16 protein-coding genes are annotated in these 15,607 nt (G+C 60.4%); 5 read left to right on the top strand and 11 right to left on the bottom strand.

Translation table 11 applies throughout. The features are described from left to right. Positions 1–13 precede the first annotated feature (13 nt). The 4 genes from proB to rplU form a co-directional block, all read right to left on the bottom strand. On the bottom strand, positions 14–1,132 hold the full coding sequence (proB, locus tag RYB09_RS10830) for a glutamate 5-kinase (RefSeq protein WP_005746379.1): 1,119 nt from the start codon (positions 1,130–1,132) through the stop codon (positions 14–16). Between the two features lie 89 nt (positions 1,133–1,221). Further along, complete coding sequence (gene cgtA, locus RYB09_RS10825) at positions 1,222–2,445, bottom strand: Obg family GTPase CgtA (RefSeq protein ID WP_002551973.1); 1,224 nt, start codon at positions 2,443–2,445, stop codon at positions 1,222–1,224. Positions 2,446–2,661: 216 nt separating this feature from the next. Beyond that, the gene (rpmA, locus tag RYB09_RS10820) at positions 2,662–2,937 is read right to left on the bottom strand and encodes a 50S ribosomal protein L27 (protein ID WP_002551972.1); all 276 of its coding nucleotides are present in this window, start codon (positions 2,935–2,937) and stop codon (positions 2,662–2,664) included. Positions 2,938–2,969: 32 nt separating this feature from the next. Continuing rightward, positions 2,970–3,281, bottom strand: a complete 312-nt coding sequence (gene rplU, locus RYB09_RS10815) for a 50S ribosomal protein L21 (RefSeq protein WP_002551971.1) — start codon at positions 3,279–3,281, stop codon at positions 2,970–2,972. Positions 3,282–3,520: 239 nt separating this feature from the next. Here rplU and RYB09_RS10810 point away from each other — a divergent pair, with 239 nt between their 5' ends. Continuing rightward, positions 3,521–4,489: a polyprenyl synthetase family protein gene (locus tag RYB09_RS10810; RefSeq protein WP_004659642.1), complete on the top strand. Its 969-nt coding sequence runs from the start codon at positions 3,521–3,523 to the stop codon at positions 4,487–4,489. Between the two features lie 81 nt (positions 4,490–4,570). On the opposite strand, the gene RYB09_RS10805 is transcribed toward RYB09_RS10810, so the two are convergent. From RYB09_RS10805 to selD, 5 genes are all read right to left on the bottom strand, one after another. Next, a complete protein-coding gene (locus tag RYB09_RS10805; RefSeq protein ID WP_005746377.1) occupies positions 4,571–5,467 on the bottom strand; it encodes a LysR family transcriptional regulator in 897 nt (298 codons plus the stop codon). A gap of 58 nt (positions 5,468–5,525) precedes the next feature. After that, positions 5,526–6,113, bottom strand: a complete 588-nt coding sequence (locus RYB09_RS10800; protein WP_057420755.1) for an NAD(P)H-dependent oxidoreductase — start codon at positions 6,111–6,113, stop codon at positions 5,526–5,528. A gap of 198 nt (positions 6,114–6,311) precedes the next feature. Beyond that, positions 6,312–7,076, bottom strand: coding sequence for a sulfite exporter TauE/SafE family protein (locus tag RYB09_RS10795; RefSeq protein WP_316888295.1), 765 nt, complete (start codon positions 7,074–7,076; stop codon positions 6,312–6,314). A 33-nt stretch (positions 7,077–7,109) separates the two neighbouring features. Then, the gene (mnmH, locus tag RYB09_RS10790; RefSeq protein ID WP_316888293.1) at positions 7,110–8,210 is read right to left on the bottom strand and encodes a tRNA 2-selenouridine(34) synthase MnmH; all 1,101 of its coding nucleotides are present in this window, start codon (positions 8,208–8,210) and stop codon (positions 7,110–7,112) included. Continuing rightward, complete coding sequence (gene selD, locus RYB09_RS10785; protein ID WP_316888291.1) at positions 8,210–9,244, bottom strand: selenide, water dikinase SelD; 1,035 nt, start codon at positions 9,242–9,244, stop codon at positions 8,210–8,212. The genes mnmH and selD overlap by 1 nt, the downstream gene beginning before the upstream one ends. Positions 9,245–9,479: 235 nt before the next feature. On the opposite strand from selD, the gene RYB09_RS10780 reads away from it, so the two are divergent. Genes RYB09_RS10780 through phnE form a run of 4 tightly spaced genes read left to right on the top strand, consistent with a single transcriptional unit; the run spans position 9,480 to position 12,710 of the window. Further along, complete coding sequence (locus tag RYB09_RS10780; protein WP_057454488.1) at positions 9,480–10,331, top strand: putative selenate ABC transporter substrate-binding protein; 852 nt, start codon at positions 9,480–9,482, stop codon at positions 10,329–10,331. Next, positions 10,328–11,125 (top strand): phosphonate ABC transporter ATP-binding protein, encoded by a 798-nt coding sequence (locus RYB09_RS10775; RefSeq protein WP_316888288.1) that lies wholly within the window; start codon positions 10,328–10,330, stop codon positions 11,123–11,125. Before RYB09_RS10780 ends, RYB09_RS10775 begins: the two co-directional genes overlap by 4 nt. After that, positions 11,119–11,946: a PhnE/PtxC family ABC transporter permease gene (locus RYB09_RS10770; RefSeq protein WP_122281642.1), complete on the top strand. Its 828-nt coding sequence runs from the start codon at positions 11,119–11,121 to the stop codon at positions 11,944–11,946. Before RYB09_RS10775 ends, RYB09_RS10770 begins: the two co-directional genes overlap by 7 nt. After that, positions 11,943–12,710 carry a phosphonate ABC transporter, permease protein PhnE gene (gene phnE, locus RYB09_RS10765; RefSeq protein ID WP_122281643.1) on the top strand — a complete coding sequence of 256 codons (768 nt, stop codon included), beginning with the start codon at positions 11,943–11,945 and terminating at the stop codon, positions 12,708–12,710. The genes RYB09_RS10770 and phnE overlap by 4 nt, the downstream gene beginning before the upstream one ends. A gap of 66 nt (positions 12,711–12,776) precedes the next feature. Here phnE and ggt read toward each other — a convergent pair whose 3' ends face one another. Both ggt and mmsB read right to left on the bottom strand, forming a co-directional pair. Continuing rightward, the gene (ggt, locus tag RYB09_RS10760) at positions 12,777–14,504 is read right to left on the bottom strand and encodes a gamma-glutamyltransferase (RefSeq protein WP_122281644.1); all 1,728 of its coding nucleotides are present in this window, start codon (positions 14,502–14,504) and stop codon (positions 12,777–12,779) included. 205 nt (positions 14,505–14,709) lie between these two features. Continuing rightward, positions 14,710–15,597, bottom strand: coding sequence for a 3-hydroxyisobutyrate dehydrogenase (gene mmsB, locus RYB09_RS10755; protein WP_122281645.1), 888 nt, complete (start codon positions 15,595–15,597; stop codon positions 14,710–14,712). Between the last annotated feature and the right edge of the window lie 10 nt (positions 15,598–15,607).

Raw genomic sequence — 15,607 nt, 5'->3', positions numbered from 1 at the left:
TTGCAGCCTCGAGTCAGACGAGGATCAGGTTATCCCGATGAATCAGCTCAGGCTCGGCCATATAGCCCAGCTCACGCACGATGGATTCGGAAGAGTGACCAATGATTTTCTGGGCCTCGATGGCACTGTAGTTGCTCAGCCCACGAGCGATCTCGCGACCGTCCGGGGCGACGCATACCACCATCTCGCCACGCCGGAAACTGCCCTGCACCAGCTTGACACCCACCGGCAGCAGACTTTTCTGATCCTTGGCCAGCGCAGCAACAGCGCCATCGTCCAGCACCAGCGTGCCGCGAGTCTGCAGGTGCCCTGCCAGCCACTGCTTGCGCGCCGCGAGCATGCCGCGCTCGGGAGACAGCAATGTACCCAAACGCTCGCCACCCTTGAGCCGCGCCAGCACACGCTCGATACGCCCGCCGACAATGACGGTATGCGCACCGGAACGCGCCGCCAGACGCGCAGCGCGCAACTTGGTCTGCATGCCACCGCGCCCCAGTGCGCCGCCTGTACCACCGGCCACAGCATCAAGCGCCGGATCATCGGCGCGCGCTTCGTAAATGAGTTGTGCATCCGGGTTGTTGCGCGGATCAGCGTCGAACATGCCGTCGCGGTCAGTCAGGATGACCAGCAGATCGGCCTCGACCAGATTGGCAACCAGCGCCGCCAGCGTGTCGTTATCGCCAAAACGGATTTCGTCGGTGACCACTGTGTCGTTTTCGTTGATGACCGGCACAACCCCAAGCTCGACCAGCGTGCGCAGGGTACTGCGGGCATTGAGGTAGCGCTTGCGGTCCGACAGGTCGTCATGGGTCAGCAGAATTTGCGCGGTATGCCGGCCATGCTCGGCAAAACTCGACTCCCACGCCTGCACCAAGCCCATCTGACCGATGGCCGCAGCAGCCTGAAGCTCATGCATGGCACTGGGTCGGGCCGTCCAGCCAAGACGGCTCATACCGGCAGCCACCGCCCCGGAAGACACCAGCACCAGCTCGACACCCGCCTCATGCAGCGCCACCATCTGCTCCACCCAAACACCCATGGCGTTGCGATCAAGGCCCTTGCCATCCGCGGTCAGCAAGGCACTGCCAATCTTCACAACCCAGCGCTGGGCGCCCGTCACTTTGCTGCGCATCTTCTTCCAACCTTAGCCAGAGATTTTCAAATTCGGGATACAAAAACGCCGCTGACAATCGTAGCGGCGTTCAAGTTTACTTCAAGCGATCAGTCACGGACGTAAATGATTTCCGGACCGTCTTCATCGTCCACATCTTCTTCGTCCCAGTCATCGTCACCAATGTCATGCACGCTCTTCACGCCGCTGCGACGCAGTGCACGCTGATCATCGAGCGCCTGCAACTGAGCACGGGCTTCGTCTTCGATGCGCTGATCCAGCTCGGCCAGCTCTTCAGCATAACCAGGCTCCTCGGCGATACGCTGGCTGCGCTCTTCGAGGTAACGCATGATGTCGCGGGTCAACTGCTCGGTGCCTTCTTTGGCAATCGCAGAGATCACGTAAACAGGGCCGGTCCACTCCAGACGATCAACGATCTCCTGCTTGCGCGCTTCCTGCTCCTCTTCGAGGATCTGGTCACACTTGTTCAGCACCAGCCAGCGATCACGCTCGGCCAGCGACGGGCTGAATTTTTCCAGCTCGTTGACGATCACTTCAGCGGCATCCGGAGCACTGCTTTCATCCAGCGGCGCCATATCGACGAGGTGCAACAGCAGGCGGGTACGCGCCAGATGCTTGAGGAAGCGAATCCCCAGACCGGCACCATCGGATGCACCTTCGATCAGACCTGGAATGTCGGCCACCACAAAGCTCTTCCAGCGATCGACACTGACAACGCCCAGGTTTGGCACCAGCGTGGTGAATGGATAGTCGGCGACTTTTGGCTTGGCAGCGGATACCGAGCGAATGAAGGTGCTCTTGCCAGCGTTTGGCAAGCCCAGCAAACCAACATCGGCCAGCACTTTCAGCTCAAGCTTGAGATCACGCTGATCACCCGGCTTGCCCGGAGTGGTCTGACGCGGAGCACGGTTGGTACTGGATTTGAATCGAGTGTTACCCAGACCGTGCCAGCCGCCCTGGGCGACCATCAGGCGCTGACCGTCCTTGGTCAGGTCACCAATGATTTCTTGAGTAGTGGCGTCGATGATGGTGGTCCCGACCGGCACACGCAGTACCAGCTCCTCACCCTTGCGACCCGTGCAGTCTGCGCTGCCGCCATTGGAGCCGCGCTCGGCATCGAAGTGACGGGTATAACGGTAGTCGACCAGCGTATTCAGATTGACGTCGGCGACCATGAAGATCGAGCCACCATCACCACCATCACCACCGTTCGGACCACCGTTTTCAATGAATTTTTCGCGACGGAAGCTCATGCAACCGTTGCCACCGTCACCGGCTTTTACTCGAATGGATACTTCATCTACAAATTTCATAACGCACGCCTCCCGCCACAGGGACGAGCAGAACCACATAAATTACATAAGACTCTTGCAAAAATGAGCGTTGCGATACCGATCAGAAACCAGCGACCCCAGGGGTCAACATCACAACAGCCCGCACAAACAGTTTTGCAAGAGACTCACCTGCCTCTCTACCTCTACAAACAAAAAAGCCCCGTCGCAAGACAGGGCTTTTAAGCAACTGCGTGATTACGCTGCGGAGACTTCAGTCTTCGGAACGATGCTCACGTAGCGGCGACCGAAGGCGCCCTTGACCTGAAACTTGATCACGCCTTCCACTTTCGCGAACAGGGTGTGATCTTTACCCATGCCAACGCCGTAGCCAGCGTGGAATTGGGTACCGCGCTGACGCACGATGATGTTGCCAGGAATGATAGCCTGGCCGCCATACATCTTCACGCCAAGGCGTTTGGCTTCTGAGTCGCGCCCGTTACGGGTACTACCACCAGCTTTTTTGTGTGCCATGAGTCAATTCTCCAAATGAGGATTAGGCTGAATTAAGCCTGAATACCTGTGATTTTGATCTCGGTGTACCACTGGCGGTGGCCCATACGCTTCATGTGGTGCTTACGACGACGGAACTTGATGATACGAACCTTATCGTGACGACCTTGCGAAACCACTTCAGCCACAACGGTAGCGCCAGCAACAACTGGAGCACCGATGTTGACGTCGTCGCCATTGCCAACCAGCAGAACGCGGTCGAAAGTGACGGATTCGCCAGTAGCGATTTCCAGTTTTTCAATTTTCAGGTATTCACCTGGGGCGACTTTGTACTGCTTGCCACCGGTAACAATTACTGCGTACATGGTATTTCTCCGAAAATCCTGCTCACCCAGCTCTTTATAAGAAGAGTATCGGCTGGCATGGCTGCATGGGGCTGGAACGGCCCGTTTGCATTGCGTAAGGCAGGTGCTGCCCAGGAAAGTTAGGGTGCGCGATTGTACGCAAGGCATTCGTGTGTTGCAAGAGGCGGGTCGTCATACCTTGACACGCTCTACCCCGCGACCTAGCATGCGGCGCAACCTATCCGGAGCACGTGTCGCTGATGCAACCCCAAGCCTTCTATCGCGCGGTGGCGGACGACTTTAGTGCCGTTGACCTTATCATCAAAAAGCAACTGACGTCGCGCGTACCGCTGGTCTCGAAAATCGGTGATTACATTACGTCGGCAGGCGGCAAGCGTCTGCGTCCGTTGCTGGTACTGCTGTGTGGCAAGGCGCTGGGCCGCGAAGGCGATGACCTTCGCCTGCTGGCCGCCACCATCGAATTCCTCCACACCGCAACCCTGCTGCATGACGACGTCGTCGACATGTCCGGCATGCGTCGTGGTCGATCCACCGCCAACGCACTGTGGGGCAATGCGCCCAGCGTGCTGGTCGGCGACTTCCTGTATTCGCGCTCGTTCGAAATGATGGTCGAACTGGGCTCGATGGAAGTCATGAGAATCCTGTCCAAGGCGACCCGTATCATTGCCGAAGGCGAAGTGCTGCAGTTGTCGAAGATTCGCGACGCCAGCACCACTGAAGAAACCTACATGGAAGTGATTCGCGGCAAGACAGCCATGCTGTTCGAAGCCTCGACTCACAGTGCCGCAGCCCTGTGCAACGCACCAGAGGTACAGAGCGAAGCGCTGCGCACCTTCGGCGACCATCTGGGCGTGGCTTTCCAGCTGGTCGATGACCTGCTGGACTACCGTGGCGATGCCGAAACCCTGGGCAAGAACGTCGGCGACGACCTTGCCGAAGGCAAGCCGACCCTGCCGCTGATCTACACCATGCGTGAAGGCAGCCCGGAGCAGGCCGCGCTGGTTCGTCAGGCGATCCAGAAAGGTGGTCTGGAAGATCTGGAAAGCATTCGCAATGCTGTGGAAAGCGCTGGAGCGCTGGACTACACCGCACAACTGGCCCGTGACTATGCCGCCCGCGCGATTGCCTGTCTGGACGCCCTGCCGCCCAGCGAGTACCGGGATGCACTGGTCGAGCTGAGCGAGTTTGCGGTCGCCCGCACACACTGACAGCCATCGCAACCGAAAAGCCCGTCCAGCGTGACGGGCTTTTTATTACCTGCGCACAACGCCCATCGCGCTCAAGCACCTTCAGTGTGTGTAGCCAGCAAGTTTCTCCTGCATGAAATCCAGAAAACACTGAATCCTCAACGCCAGTCGCGAATTGCGGTAGTACACGGCATGAATCGGCTGACGATAGCCACTGTTGGCGCCCTTCAACAGACAGACCAGCCGCCCCTCGCGCAGGTCATCGTTGGTCATGAAGTCGGAAAGACAGGCGATTCCCACGCCCTCCAGCACCAGATGGCGCAAGGTGTCACCGCTGGATGCCGAGATGGCAGGCTTGATGGACAGGCGATCGCCCTCAGCGTGGCGCAACGGCCATTGATTGAGAGATTCCACGTGTGTGAAACCGACCAATACGTGTTGCGCCAGATCTTCTGCGGTTTTCGGGCTGCCGTGGCGTTGCAGGTAAGCCGGGCTGGCGACGATATTCAGCAGGCAACTGCCCAGCGAGCGGGCATGCAGGGTCGAGTCAGGCAGCACGCCGATTCGAATGGCAATATCGGTGCTCTGCTCAAGCAGGTCGATGAACCAGTCATCACTGTTGAGTTCCAGTTCGATATCCGGGTAACGCTGACGAAACTCCGCCACATGCGGCACGATGCAATGCAGCATGAACGGTGACGCGGCATTGATACGCAAGCGGCCGGCGGGCGTCTGCCGGGAGGAAGAGAGCCTTTCTTCCAGGCTTTCCATCTGCTCAAGAATATGGCGGGCCCGTTCCAGAAAGAACTTGCCCTCCTCGGTCAGGTCCATGCGCCGCGTCGTGCGGTTGATCAGCGTGGTTTCAAGCTTGGCTTCCAGACGTGACAGGGTACGGCTGACACCGGAGGGCGTCTGGCCCATTTTCTCTGCCGCCGCGGAAATCGAACCGCTTTCGATGACCGAGACAAACACCTGCAATTCATCAGATCTGGCTTTCACTGTTGTCCCCTGCTCAACGCTCAGAGGATATTAGCGCTGTTCAGTGCAAAGGTTGTGCTTACTGCGCACCAAACACTTTGCCCAGGTGAGCCTCGTAACGCTGCACATCCGCTTCGATATTCGGCATTTTCATCACGTCCACTGCCAGAAACGTCGGCAGCCCGGTCATACCCAGAAACTCGTTGGCCTTGTGAAACGGGAAGTACACCGCCTCGACACCCTTGGCCTCGAAGAAATCAGAAGCGTCATCGAAGGCTTTCTGTGGCGCATTCCAGGTCGCGGAAATCATGTATTGCTTGCCCTGCAGCAAGCCACCGCTGCCATACGTCTGCGACGCATCCGAACGGGTGCGGCCGTCATTGGCGTACAGGCTGCCGTGCCCTTCGGTGAACACTTCATCAATGTATTTTTTCACTGTCCACGGCGCACCCATCCACCAGCCAGGCATTTGCCAGACGATGACATCGGCCCAGAGAAACTTCTGCACTTCCTCGGCCACGTTGTAACCGCCGTCAATGAAGGTTTCCTTCACATCAAAACCGGCACGGTCCATGAACGCCACACCAGCCTGATGCAGGGTTGCGTTGTAACGACCATCGGAGTGCGCGAACTGCTTGCCGCCGTTGAGGAACAATACTTTTTTCATGGCTGATCTCTCGCTACCCGACCCCGCCCGTCTTGAGGCTGAGATGGAGGTGATTAATGGATGAGCCGAGAGTAAAGAGATGTGCGCCCATGAGTAAGACAGCGAAGGGCAAAATACTCTTGCTTCACAGTCACGAATGGCGTTAAGACTATTGAGAAAAATGCCTGAGCGGATGAAGACAGGTTTACCCCATCAGGCTCAACCCTTTATCAGCAGGTGCAGCCCTAACAGCCCCATGCCGATGAAGAACACGCGCTTGAACAGCGCCGCGCTGATTCGCTGGCGCAGCCATTGCCCCAGCAGCATGCCCAACAGGGCTGGCATCAGCGCCAATGTGGATGCGCCCAGTTCTGCGCCGCCCAGCGCACCGTTCCACGACAAGCCCGCTGCCAACGCCAGCGTGGAAACAGTGAAGGACAACCCCAGCGCCTGCACCAGTTGATTGCGTTCAAGCCCCAAAGCCTGCAAATAAGGCACCACGGGAATCACGAACACGCCGGTGGCCGAAGCGATAACCCCGGTAATCAGGCCGCACAACGGCCCCAGCCAGCGCTCTTTGGCGGCCGCGACCCTGAAGGTCGGCAGCAACAGCCCGCTCAATGCATAAAGAAACAGCGCACCGCCCAATGCTCGCGTCATCGAATGACTGCCGCTCATGCCAAGCCAGAAAGCCCCGGCCAGAGTACCAATGAGAATCATGCCCAGCATCGGCCATAGCCGCTTCAGCAGCGGTCGCAGGTTTCCGCCCGTCGCCAGTTGCCAGACGTTGGTGAAGGTCGATGGAATGATCAGCAGCGCCGCAGCCTGCGCCGGCAGCATGGCCAGCCCCAGTAAGCCCATCGCTACAGTGGGCAGGCCGAGGCCAATGACACCTTTGACCGTGCCGGCCAGCAGAAAAGTGCCGATCACCAGCGCCGAAAGGCCCCAGCCGAGGGTTTGATAGAAGTCGAGAATTGAGTGCATGGCATCCCTGCCCAGGTCGATAAAAAGTGGGGCCTAACGTTTGTCAGACCGCTCGCGCAAATAGGCCAGCACGTCCATTTGGTTGCCGGCGAATTCGATACGCGCAGCTTTATGTTCGCGCTGATAAGCGTACATCGGGTCGTAATATTCGCCGAGCAGGCCCTCGATCCAGCCCCTGTGCAGATCAACCTTACCGCTGCGCTGTTGCTCGTCCAGCGCTGCCTGCATAAGGCCGGACAAGCGTTGATGACGCTCGCCGCCCAGGCGTTTGTGAATGTTGTTCAGGCTCTGCAATAGACGCTCAGCGAACAGGCCAAAGCCCTGCTCTTCGCCCTTGACGGTGATGAACTCTGCGCAGAGGTTGATCACATAGTCGTCGAGAATGCGCTCGACGCGGTTCTCGAAGCTGTCTTCCAGCCAGACCATCGGGCAGCCTTGCATTGCTTGATGAAGCTCCAGCGGCACGTTGCAACTGCCGACCAGACGGCTTTCATCTTCCACGACGAATTGTTCGATACCGGCTGCGCGCTTCTTGAGCAAATCGATGGCCAGCCGGTTCTCGAAGTCGATCTGCGCCGGCTGCCCGGTGGCACGCTTACCGAAGCTGGAGCCGCGGTGGTTGGCGATGCCTTCCAGGTCCAGGCTGTTGCGCAGCTGCGTCAACACTTCGGTCTTGCCCGTGCCGGTCATTCCGCCGAGCACGACGATATCGCACTCGCTCACCACCTCGTGCAGGGTATCCAGCAGAAACGTGCGCATCGCCTTGTAGCCGCCAAGAACGCGCGGGTAGTCGACCCCGGCATCCTTCAGCCAGCGCTGGACCGTCTGCGAGCGCAGGCCGCCACGAAAGCAGTACAGGTAGCCATCCGGATTCGCCCTGGCGAACTCGATCCACGCGCGGACACGTTCGTCCTTGACCTGACCGCAGACCAATTGATGCCCGAGCTGGATAGCGGCGTCCTGACCGTGTTGCTTGTAGCAGGTACCGACCTTCTGCCGCTCGATGTCGTTCATCAGCGGCAGGTTGATCACACCAGGAAAAGCCCCCTTGGAAAACTCCACCGGAGCACGAGCGTCCATCATCGGCACGTCATTGAGAAAAAGTGTGCGGTAGTCGCTGCTGTTGTCGGCCATCAGAACACCTCGACGGCGTGGGTCTGTCGCTCACGTAGGGTGCCGATAGGATTGAGCAGCAGGCCCAGTTCGGCAGCCACCTTCAGAAACTCCGCCTCACCTTCAGGGCTGACCGCGACCAGCAGACCGCCGCTGGTCTGTGGGTCGCACAGCAGGTCGCGCTGGGCCTCGCTCAGCGCAGCGATCCTGTCGCCATAGCTTTCAAAATTGCGCAACGTGCCGCCCGGCACACAGCCCTCGGCAATGTAATGCTCGACGCCGGGCAGGCGCGGTACAGCGGCGTAATCCAGACGAGCGGTCAAGCCTGCACCATCAGCCATTTCAACCAGATGCCCGAGCAGACCGAAGCCGGTGACATCGGTCATTGCCAGCACCCCGGCCAGCTTGCCGAAGCGACTGCCCGGCTTGTTCAAGGTACACATCCAGTCGCGCGCCAGACCAATGTCTTCATCGCGCAACTTCGACTTTTTCTCGGCGGTGGTGAGGATGCCGATGCCCAACGGCTTGGTCAGGTACAAGGTGCACCCCGCCAGGGCGGTGTCGTTGCGTTTCATGTGCTTTTTCTGCACCACGCCGGTCACCGCCAGACCGAAGATCGGCTCCGGCGCGTCGATGGAGTGCCCGCCCGCCAGCGGAATACCGGCAGCGTCGCAGACGGCACGACCACCGCGAATGACTTCACGCGCCACTTCTGGCGGGAGGATATTGACCGGCCAGCCGAGGATGGCGATGGCCATCAGCGGATCGCCGCCCATCGCATAGATATCACTAATGGCATTGGTCGCGGCGATACGGCCGAAGTCGAACGGGTCATCGACGATGGGCATGAAGAAGTCAGTGGTCGAGACCACGCCGCGCTCGTCATCCAGTGCATAGACCGCCGCGTCATCGCGCGAGGCATTGCCGACCCAGAGCTTGGGGTCGAGGTTCTGAGCGCCGCTGCCAGCGAGGATCACGTCCAGCACCTTGGGGGAAATCTTGCAGCCACACCCTGCTCCATGACTGTACTGGGTCAGGCGGATTGGCTCATTCATTGCGACACTCTCGGTTACTGGGAAACAGGCTGTGGAGTCTAGGGGCTGTTCCCTTATCAGCGCAAACCGCGTCGTGCGCCGATCGTGCACTCGGGCGATGAATCTGCCGAACTGGCCTTTCTCGCCATGCCTCTTATAATCCCCGCGCATCACCACCGAATTCTGTGAAGCGCCGCCTGCTCGTGCTGGCGGGCGTCACGTTATCCTTTTTCCGCTATTGAACCGGAGAACCTCCATGCTCAAGCGTACCCTGGCGCTCGCCGCCGGCCTTGCCCTGTCCTTCTCCGCGCTGACCAGCCATGCGGCCGACACCCTTCGCGTCTCGGCCATTCCCGACGAAGCGCCCACCGAACTGCTGCGCAAGTTCAAGCCGCTGGGTGCTTATCTGGAGCAACGGCTGGGCATGAAAGTCGAGTTCGTTCCGGTCGCGGATTACCCGGCAGTGGTCGAAGCGCTGGCCACTGACCGGCTCGACATGGCCTGGCTGGGCGGCTTCACCTTCGTTCAGGTCAACCTCAAGACCGGTAATGCGGTGCCGCTGGTACAACGCGAGCAGGATGCGAAATTCACCAGCAAATTCATCACCTCCGACCCGAACGTGAAAACCCTGGCGGACCTCAAGGGCAAGACGTTTGCCTTCGGCTCGGTGTCGTCCACTTCCGGCAGCCTGATGCCGCGTTATTTCATGCTCAAGGAAAACATCAAGCCGGAAACGTTCTTCAGCCGCGTCGCCTACTCCGGCGCGCATGACGCGACCGCTGCCTGGGTTCAAGCGGGCAAGGTCGATGCAGGCGTGCTCAACGCCAGCGTCTGGGACAAACTGGTCGCCAGCGGCAAGGTCGACACCAGCAAGGTTCACGTCTTCCAGACCACGCCAACGTATTTCGACTACAACTGGACTGTACGCGGCAGCCTCGACCCGGCGCTGGCGGCGAAGATCAAACAGGCCTTCCTTGACCTTGACCCGGCCAACCCGGAGCAGAAGGCAATCCTTGATCTTCAGGCTGCCAGCCGCTTCATCGAGACCAAGCCCGAGAACTACAAAGGCATCGAAGAAGCCGCTCGCGCTGCCGACCTGCTGAAATGACCCTGCGTCTGTCCGGCATCGAACTGCGCCACAGCGACGGCACACTGGCGTTGCGCGGTCTTGATCTGAACATCGCTGGTGGCGAGCGGGTCGCGATCATCGGGCCGTCGGGTGCGGGCAAGACAACGCTGCTCAATCTGCTGGCCAGCGCGTTGCCGCCCAGTGCCGGACAACTGGAAGTGCTGGGGGCTGATCCCTGGCAGCTTTCCAGCAAACGCCGCCAGCGCCTGCGTAGCCGCATTGCGCTGATCCATCAGGCACCGCCGTTACCCGCGCGCCAGCGGGTCATCACTGCAGTGTCGGCGGGCAAACTTGGTCAATGGGGGCTGGGCAAAAGTCTGCTGAACCTGCTGCACCCACTGGACGTTTCTGGCACCCGCGAAGTGCTGGCACGTCTGGACCTCGCGGACAAACTGTTCGAGCGCTGCCAGCAGTTGTCTGGCGGGCAGCTGCAACGCGTTGGCATCGCCCGCGCCTTGTATCAGGCACCTGAACTGCTGCTGGCCGACGAGCCGGTTTCGGCGATGGACCCGCGTCTGGCCGATCACACCCTTGCGCTGTTATGCCAGCACGCCATCGAGCACCACGTGACGCTGGTCGCCAGTCTGCATGCGGTGGAGCTGGCGCTGGCGCACTTTCCGCGAATCATCGGGGTGCGCGACGGGCAAGTTCACTTCGACCTCGCCGCAAACGAGGTCGACCGGCAGCATCTCGACACCCTGTATGCCAATGAACAACTGAGCCCTCAGCCTGCCCCGGATGTGGCTGAAACACTCTGGACGTCGCGATGCTGACTCAGGATCAGCGCGACCCGGCGGCAACGCCACGCCTGTTGCTGACGCTGCTGACGGTCGCCCTGCTCTGGCCGGGCATTCGGCTGGCCGAACTGAACCCGTTTGTATTACTGCAAGCCGATAACGCCAGGACGATGGGCAGCTTTCTCGCTGGGTTCTGGCCGGTGGCGCACTCTGCAGAATTCCTCGGGCTGTTGCTGGAGGCGACATTGCAAACGCTGGCTATCGCCACGGCTGGCATCGCCCTTGCTCTGCTGCTGGCTGTACCGGCAAGCCTGCTCGCCAGCAAGGCGCTGTCCCTGTCGGCCGCCTCACGCGGCGGGCGTCCCGGCTGGCTCGGCCAATGCCTGCGCTGGCCGGTACGCGGCGTGTTGATCTTCCTGCGCAGCGTGCCGGAAATCGTCTGGGCGCTGTTGTTCGTGCGCGCGGTCGGCCTGGGCCCGACGGCCGGCGTGCTGGCCATCGCCATCACCTATGCGGGCATGCTCGGCAAGGTGTACGCGGAGATTTTCGAATCGGTGGACCAACGCCCGGCCCACGCGCTGCTCCAGGCAGGCAGCGGTCGCCTGGCCGCGCTGGCTTACGGCATCCTGCCCAACGCGGCCGCCGAATTGACGTCGTACACTGTGTACCGCTGGGAGTGCGCCGTGCGCGCTTCGGTGGTCATGGGTTTCGTCGGCGCAGGCGGACTGGGTCAGCAGATCGACCTGTCGATGCGCATGTTCGCCGGTGACGAAGTGGCGAGCATGCTGCTGACCTTCCTGCTGCTGGTGCTGCTCGCCGACCAGCTCAGCCGCCTGCTGCGCAGGCAGTTCACATGAAGCGCGCAGGCAATCTGCTGCTGGTGCTGGCGATGATTACGGCAGTGATCGCATCGTTTATGTACCTCGGCCTCGACCTCTTCACCCTGGGCAATCATGACAACCTGACACAGATGGGCCGTTATGCATTGCGCTTCATGAGCCCGGACCTCAGCAGTGAGCATTTGCAGGCAATCGGCCAGGGCGCTCTGGAAACGCTGGCCATGTCGGCACTTGGCACGTTGCTGGCTGCCATCGCAGGTTTGTTGCTGGCATTGCCCGCTGCCGGTCGCCTGGGCTGGCCGTTGCGCAGCGTGAGTCGTCTGCTGCTCAATGCACTGCGTGCCATTCCGGAACTGGTGTGGGCCGTGTTGATGGTGCTGGCTGCCGGGCTCGGCCCCAATGCAGGCACGCTTGCGCTGGCACTGCACACCACGGGCGTTCTGGGCCGTCTGTTTGCCGAAGCGCTGGAAAACACCGCGCCCGAGCCCGCCGCTGCCATTCGCCTGCAAGGCGGTAGCGCCTGGCAGGCATTCGGCTATGGCACCCTGCCCAACCTGTGGCCGCAGTTGCTGGCCTACACGCTGTACCGCTGGGAGAACAACATTCGCATGGCCAGCGTGCTGGGTTTTGTTGGCGCGGGTGGGTTGGGCCAGATGCTTTACATAAGTCTCAGCCTGTTTCAGGAAGCGCAGGCCAGCACCGTGATTCTGGCGATGCTGATCCTGGTGTTCGCCGTTGACGCGTTGAGCGGCTGGAGCAGACAGCGTTGGGTAAGCAACTGACCCGGCACCAGAAACGAAAACGCCACGGTCCTGAAGCTCGGAACCGTGGCGTGATCACAGAGTGACTCAGTAGCCCAGTGACAACCCGGTGTTGCGACGCGGGTCGTTGGCACCGTAGAAGCGGTTGTTACCGACCGGTTTGCCGCCCAGCGAAGGCGCGCCGACCAGAATCGCTGCCACATGATTGAGTGGCTGCGGACCGGCAAACTTGTGGCCCCAGCTCTCAAGAATCTTCAGCGTGTCAGGGCTGACCGCGAAGGTATCGATGTTGGTTTCCTCAGGCTGCCATTGCTGGTGGAAGCGCGGCGCATCCACCGCTTCCTGAATGTTCATGCCGTAGTCGATGACGTTGAGCATGGTCAGCAGCGTGGCGGTAATGATGCGGCTGCCGCCCGGCGTGCCGACGACCATCACAGCCTTGCCGTCCTTGGTGACGATGGTCGGGCTCATCGAAGACAGCGGCGTCTTGCCCGGCGCGATGGCGTTGGCTTCGCCCTGCACCAGACCATACATGTTGGGCACGCCGACCTTGACGGTGAAGTCATCCATTTCGTCGTTGAGAATCACACCGGTCTTGCTGGCCATCACGCCCGCGCCGAACCAGTTGTTCAGGGTGTAGGTCACCGAGACCGCATTGCCCCATTTGTCGACGATCGAATAATGGGTGGTGTTGCTGCCTTCATGGGGCGCGACGCCCGGTTTGATCTTGTTCGAGTCGCCAGCCTTTTGCGGCTCGATGGCCTCACGCAGCTTGGCCGCGTACTTCACGTCCAGCAGGTGCTCGACCGGGTTCTTGACGAAATCGGGGTCGCCCAGATAGCTGTTGCGGTCTACGTAGGCATGACGCATGGCTTCGATCTGATAATGCATACCCTGCGCCGAGCGGAAGCCCAGCTCTTTCATCGGGTAGCCCTCGAGGATGTTCAGAATCTGGCAGATGACCACGCCACCGGAACTTGGAGGTGGCGCTGACACCACGTGGTAGCCACGGTAGTCGCATTCGACCGGAGCCAGCTCGCGGGTCTTGTAATGATCGAGGTCGGCCTGGGTGATGATGCCCTTGCCAGCCTGGCTTGAATCGACCAGAGCCTTGGCGACCCAGCCCTTGTAGAAACCATCGCTGCCCTTATCGGAGATTTCTTTAAGAGTCTTGGCCAGGTCTTTCTGCACCAGCTTCTGACCGACCTGCATCGGCTCGCCCTTGTCGAGGAAGATCGACCCGGAATCAGCCATATCTGCCTTGAACACCTCCGTGGCGCTCGACAGCATGTCGACATCGCCCTGACCCAGCACAAAGCCCTCCTCGGCCAGCTTGATCGCCGGGGCGATAACTTCTTCGCGTTTGCGGGTGCCGTACTTGCTCAGGGCCATTTCCATGCCGGACACGGTGCCCGGCACGCCAACGGCCAGATGACCTTTGGCACTGAGATCAGGAATGACCTTGCCGTCCTTGTCCAGGTACATGTTGGCCGTCGCGGCCAGAGGTGCCTTTTCGCGGAAGTCGAGGAAAGTCTTGCGCCCGTCCGCCAACTGGACGGTCATGAAGCCGCCGCCACCGAGGTTACCGGCCGCAGGATAGACCACCGCCAGCGCGTAACCGACCGCTACAGCCGCATCGACGGCGTTGCCGCCAGCCTTGAGTACATCGACACCCACATGGGTAGCCAGGTGCTGAGCCGTCACGACCATGCCGTTTTCGGCGGCAACCGGGGCTTGTGATGCAGCAAATGAGGGGGAATAAGCGACGATCAATGCCGTCGCTATCAGCGATCTGGCGAGGGGTTCGAACTTCATGGTCGATCTCTTCTTTTTCTGAGTCAGGGACGTTTGATGAGTGGAGCGCCAGCCTCCAGGCGAGGATGCGGCGCTTCTCGTCGAAGCGTACCGAGCATCCCTGCGCTGATCTGACGAAGTCCAAAGTAGCCGGTTCTGCCACGTTTTCCTAATGTAAAAACCGGATACAAAGCTACGCCCCACTGATTCCCGACACGGGTGACGGCTAGGCTTTCGGGCGATACCCCTCAATGATCGCCGAGAAGTCCTTGCTGCCATCACCGCGCAGACTCATGGCCTGATAAAGCTGCTGCGCAACCGCGCCTAGAATCACTGGTTGATGCGCAGCGCGCGCAGCCTCGGTTGCCAGGCCCAGGTCCTTGAGCATCAACTCGGCGCCAAAGCCGCCGCTGTAGCCACGCGACGCGGGGGCCGTTTCGACAATGCCGGGCCACGGGTTGTAGGCCTCAGAACTCCAGCAACGACCGGTCGAGGTATTGATGATGCCGGCCAGCACTTGGGTATCGATACCCAGTGCATTGCCCAGCGCCATGGACTCGGCCACGCCGATCATGGAAATCGCCAGCAGCATGTTGTTGCAGATCTTGGCAATCTGGCCGGTGCCCACGTCACCACAATGCACGATGTTGCGGCCCATCTGCTCCAGCACCGGTTTGAGCACGGCAAAGTGCTCGACAGAACCACCGACCATGAAGGTCAACGTCCCGGCCTGCGCGCCACCGGTGCCGCCCGACACCGGCGCGTCGCCCAACACCACGCCTTGCTGTGCAGCGACAGCGGCGATGTCGCGGATGGTCTGCGGGTCGATGGTGCTGCAATCAACCGCCGGAACGCCGGGCGAAATGCCTTTCAACACCCCGTCGTCGTTCAGGTACACGCTACGCACATGCGCCGCTGCGGGCAGCATGGTGATGACCAGCTCACTGCCTTCGGCGGCCTGCCGGGGTGAGTCACTGACCTGTGCGCCCAGCTCGGCGAACTCAGCCAGTACGCTCTTGTTGAGGTCGAATACCTGCAAGCTGTGTCCGGCCTTGATCAGGTTGCGGGCCATGGGCGCGCCCATGTTGCCCAGACCGATAAATGCGATGTTCATTATTGTTCTC

It is taken from the genome of Pseudomonas syringae group sp. J254-4, from assembly GCF_032586855.1.
Taxonomy (GTDB): domain Bacteria; phylum Pseudomonadota; class Gammaproteobacteria; order Pseudomonadales; family Pseudomonadaceae; genus Aquipseudomonas; species Aquipseudomonas amygdali.
The sequence above is the reverse complement of the archived record's forward strand: the minus strand, read 5'-3'. Positions and strand labels throughout refer to the sequence as shown.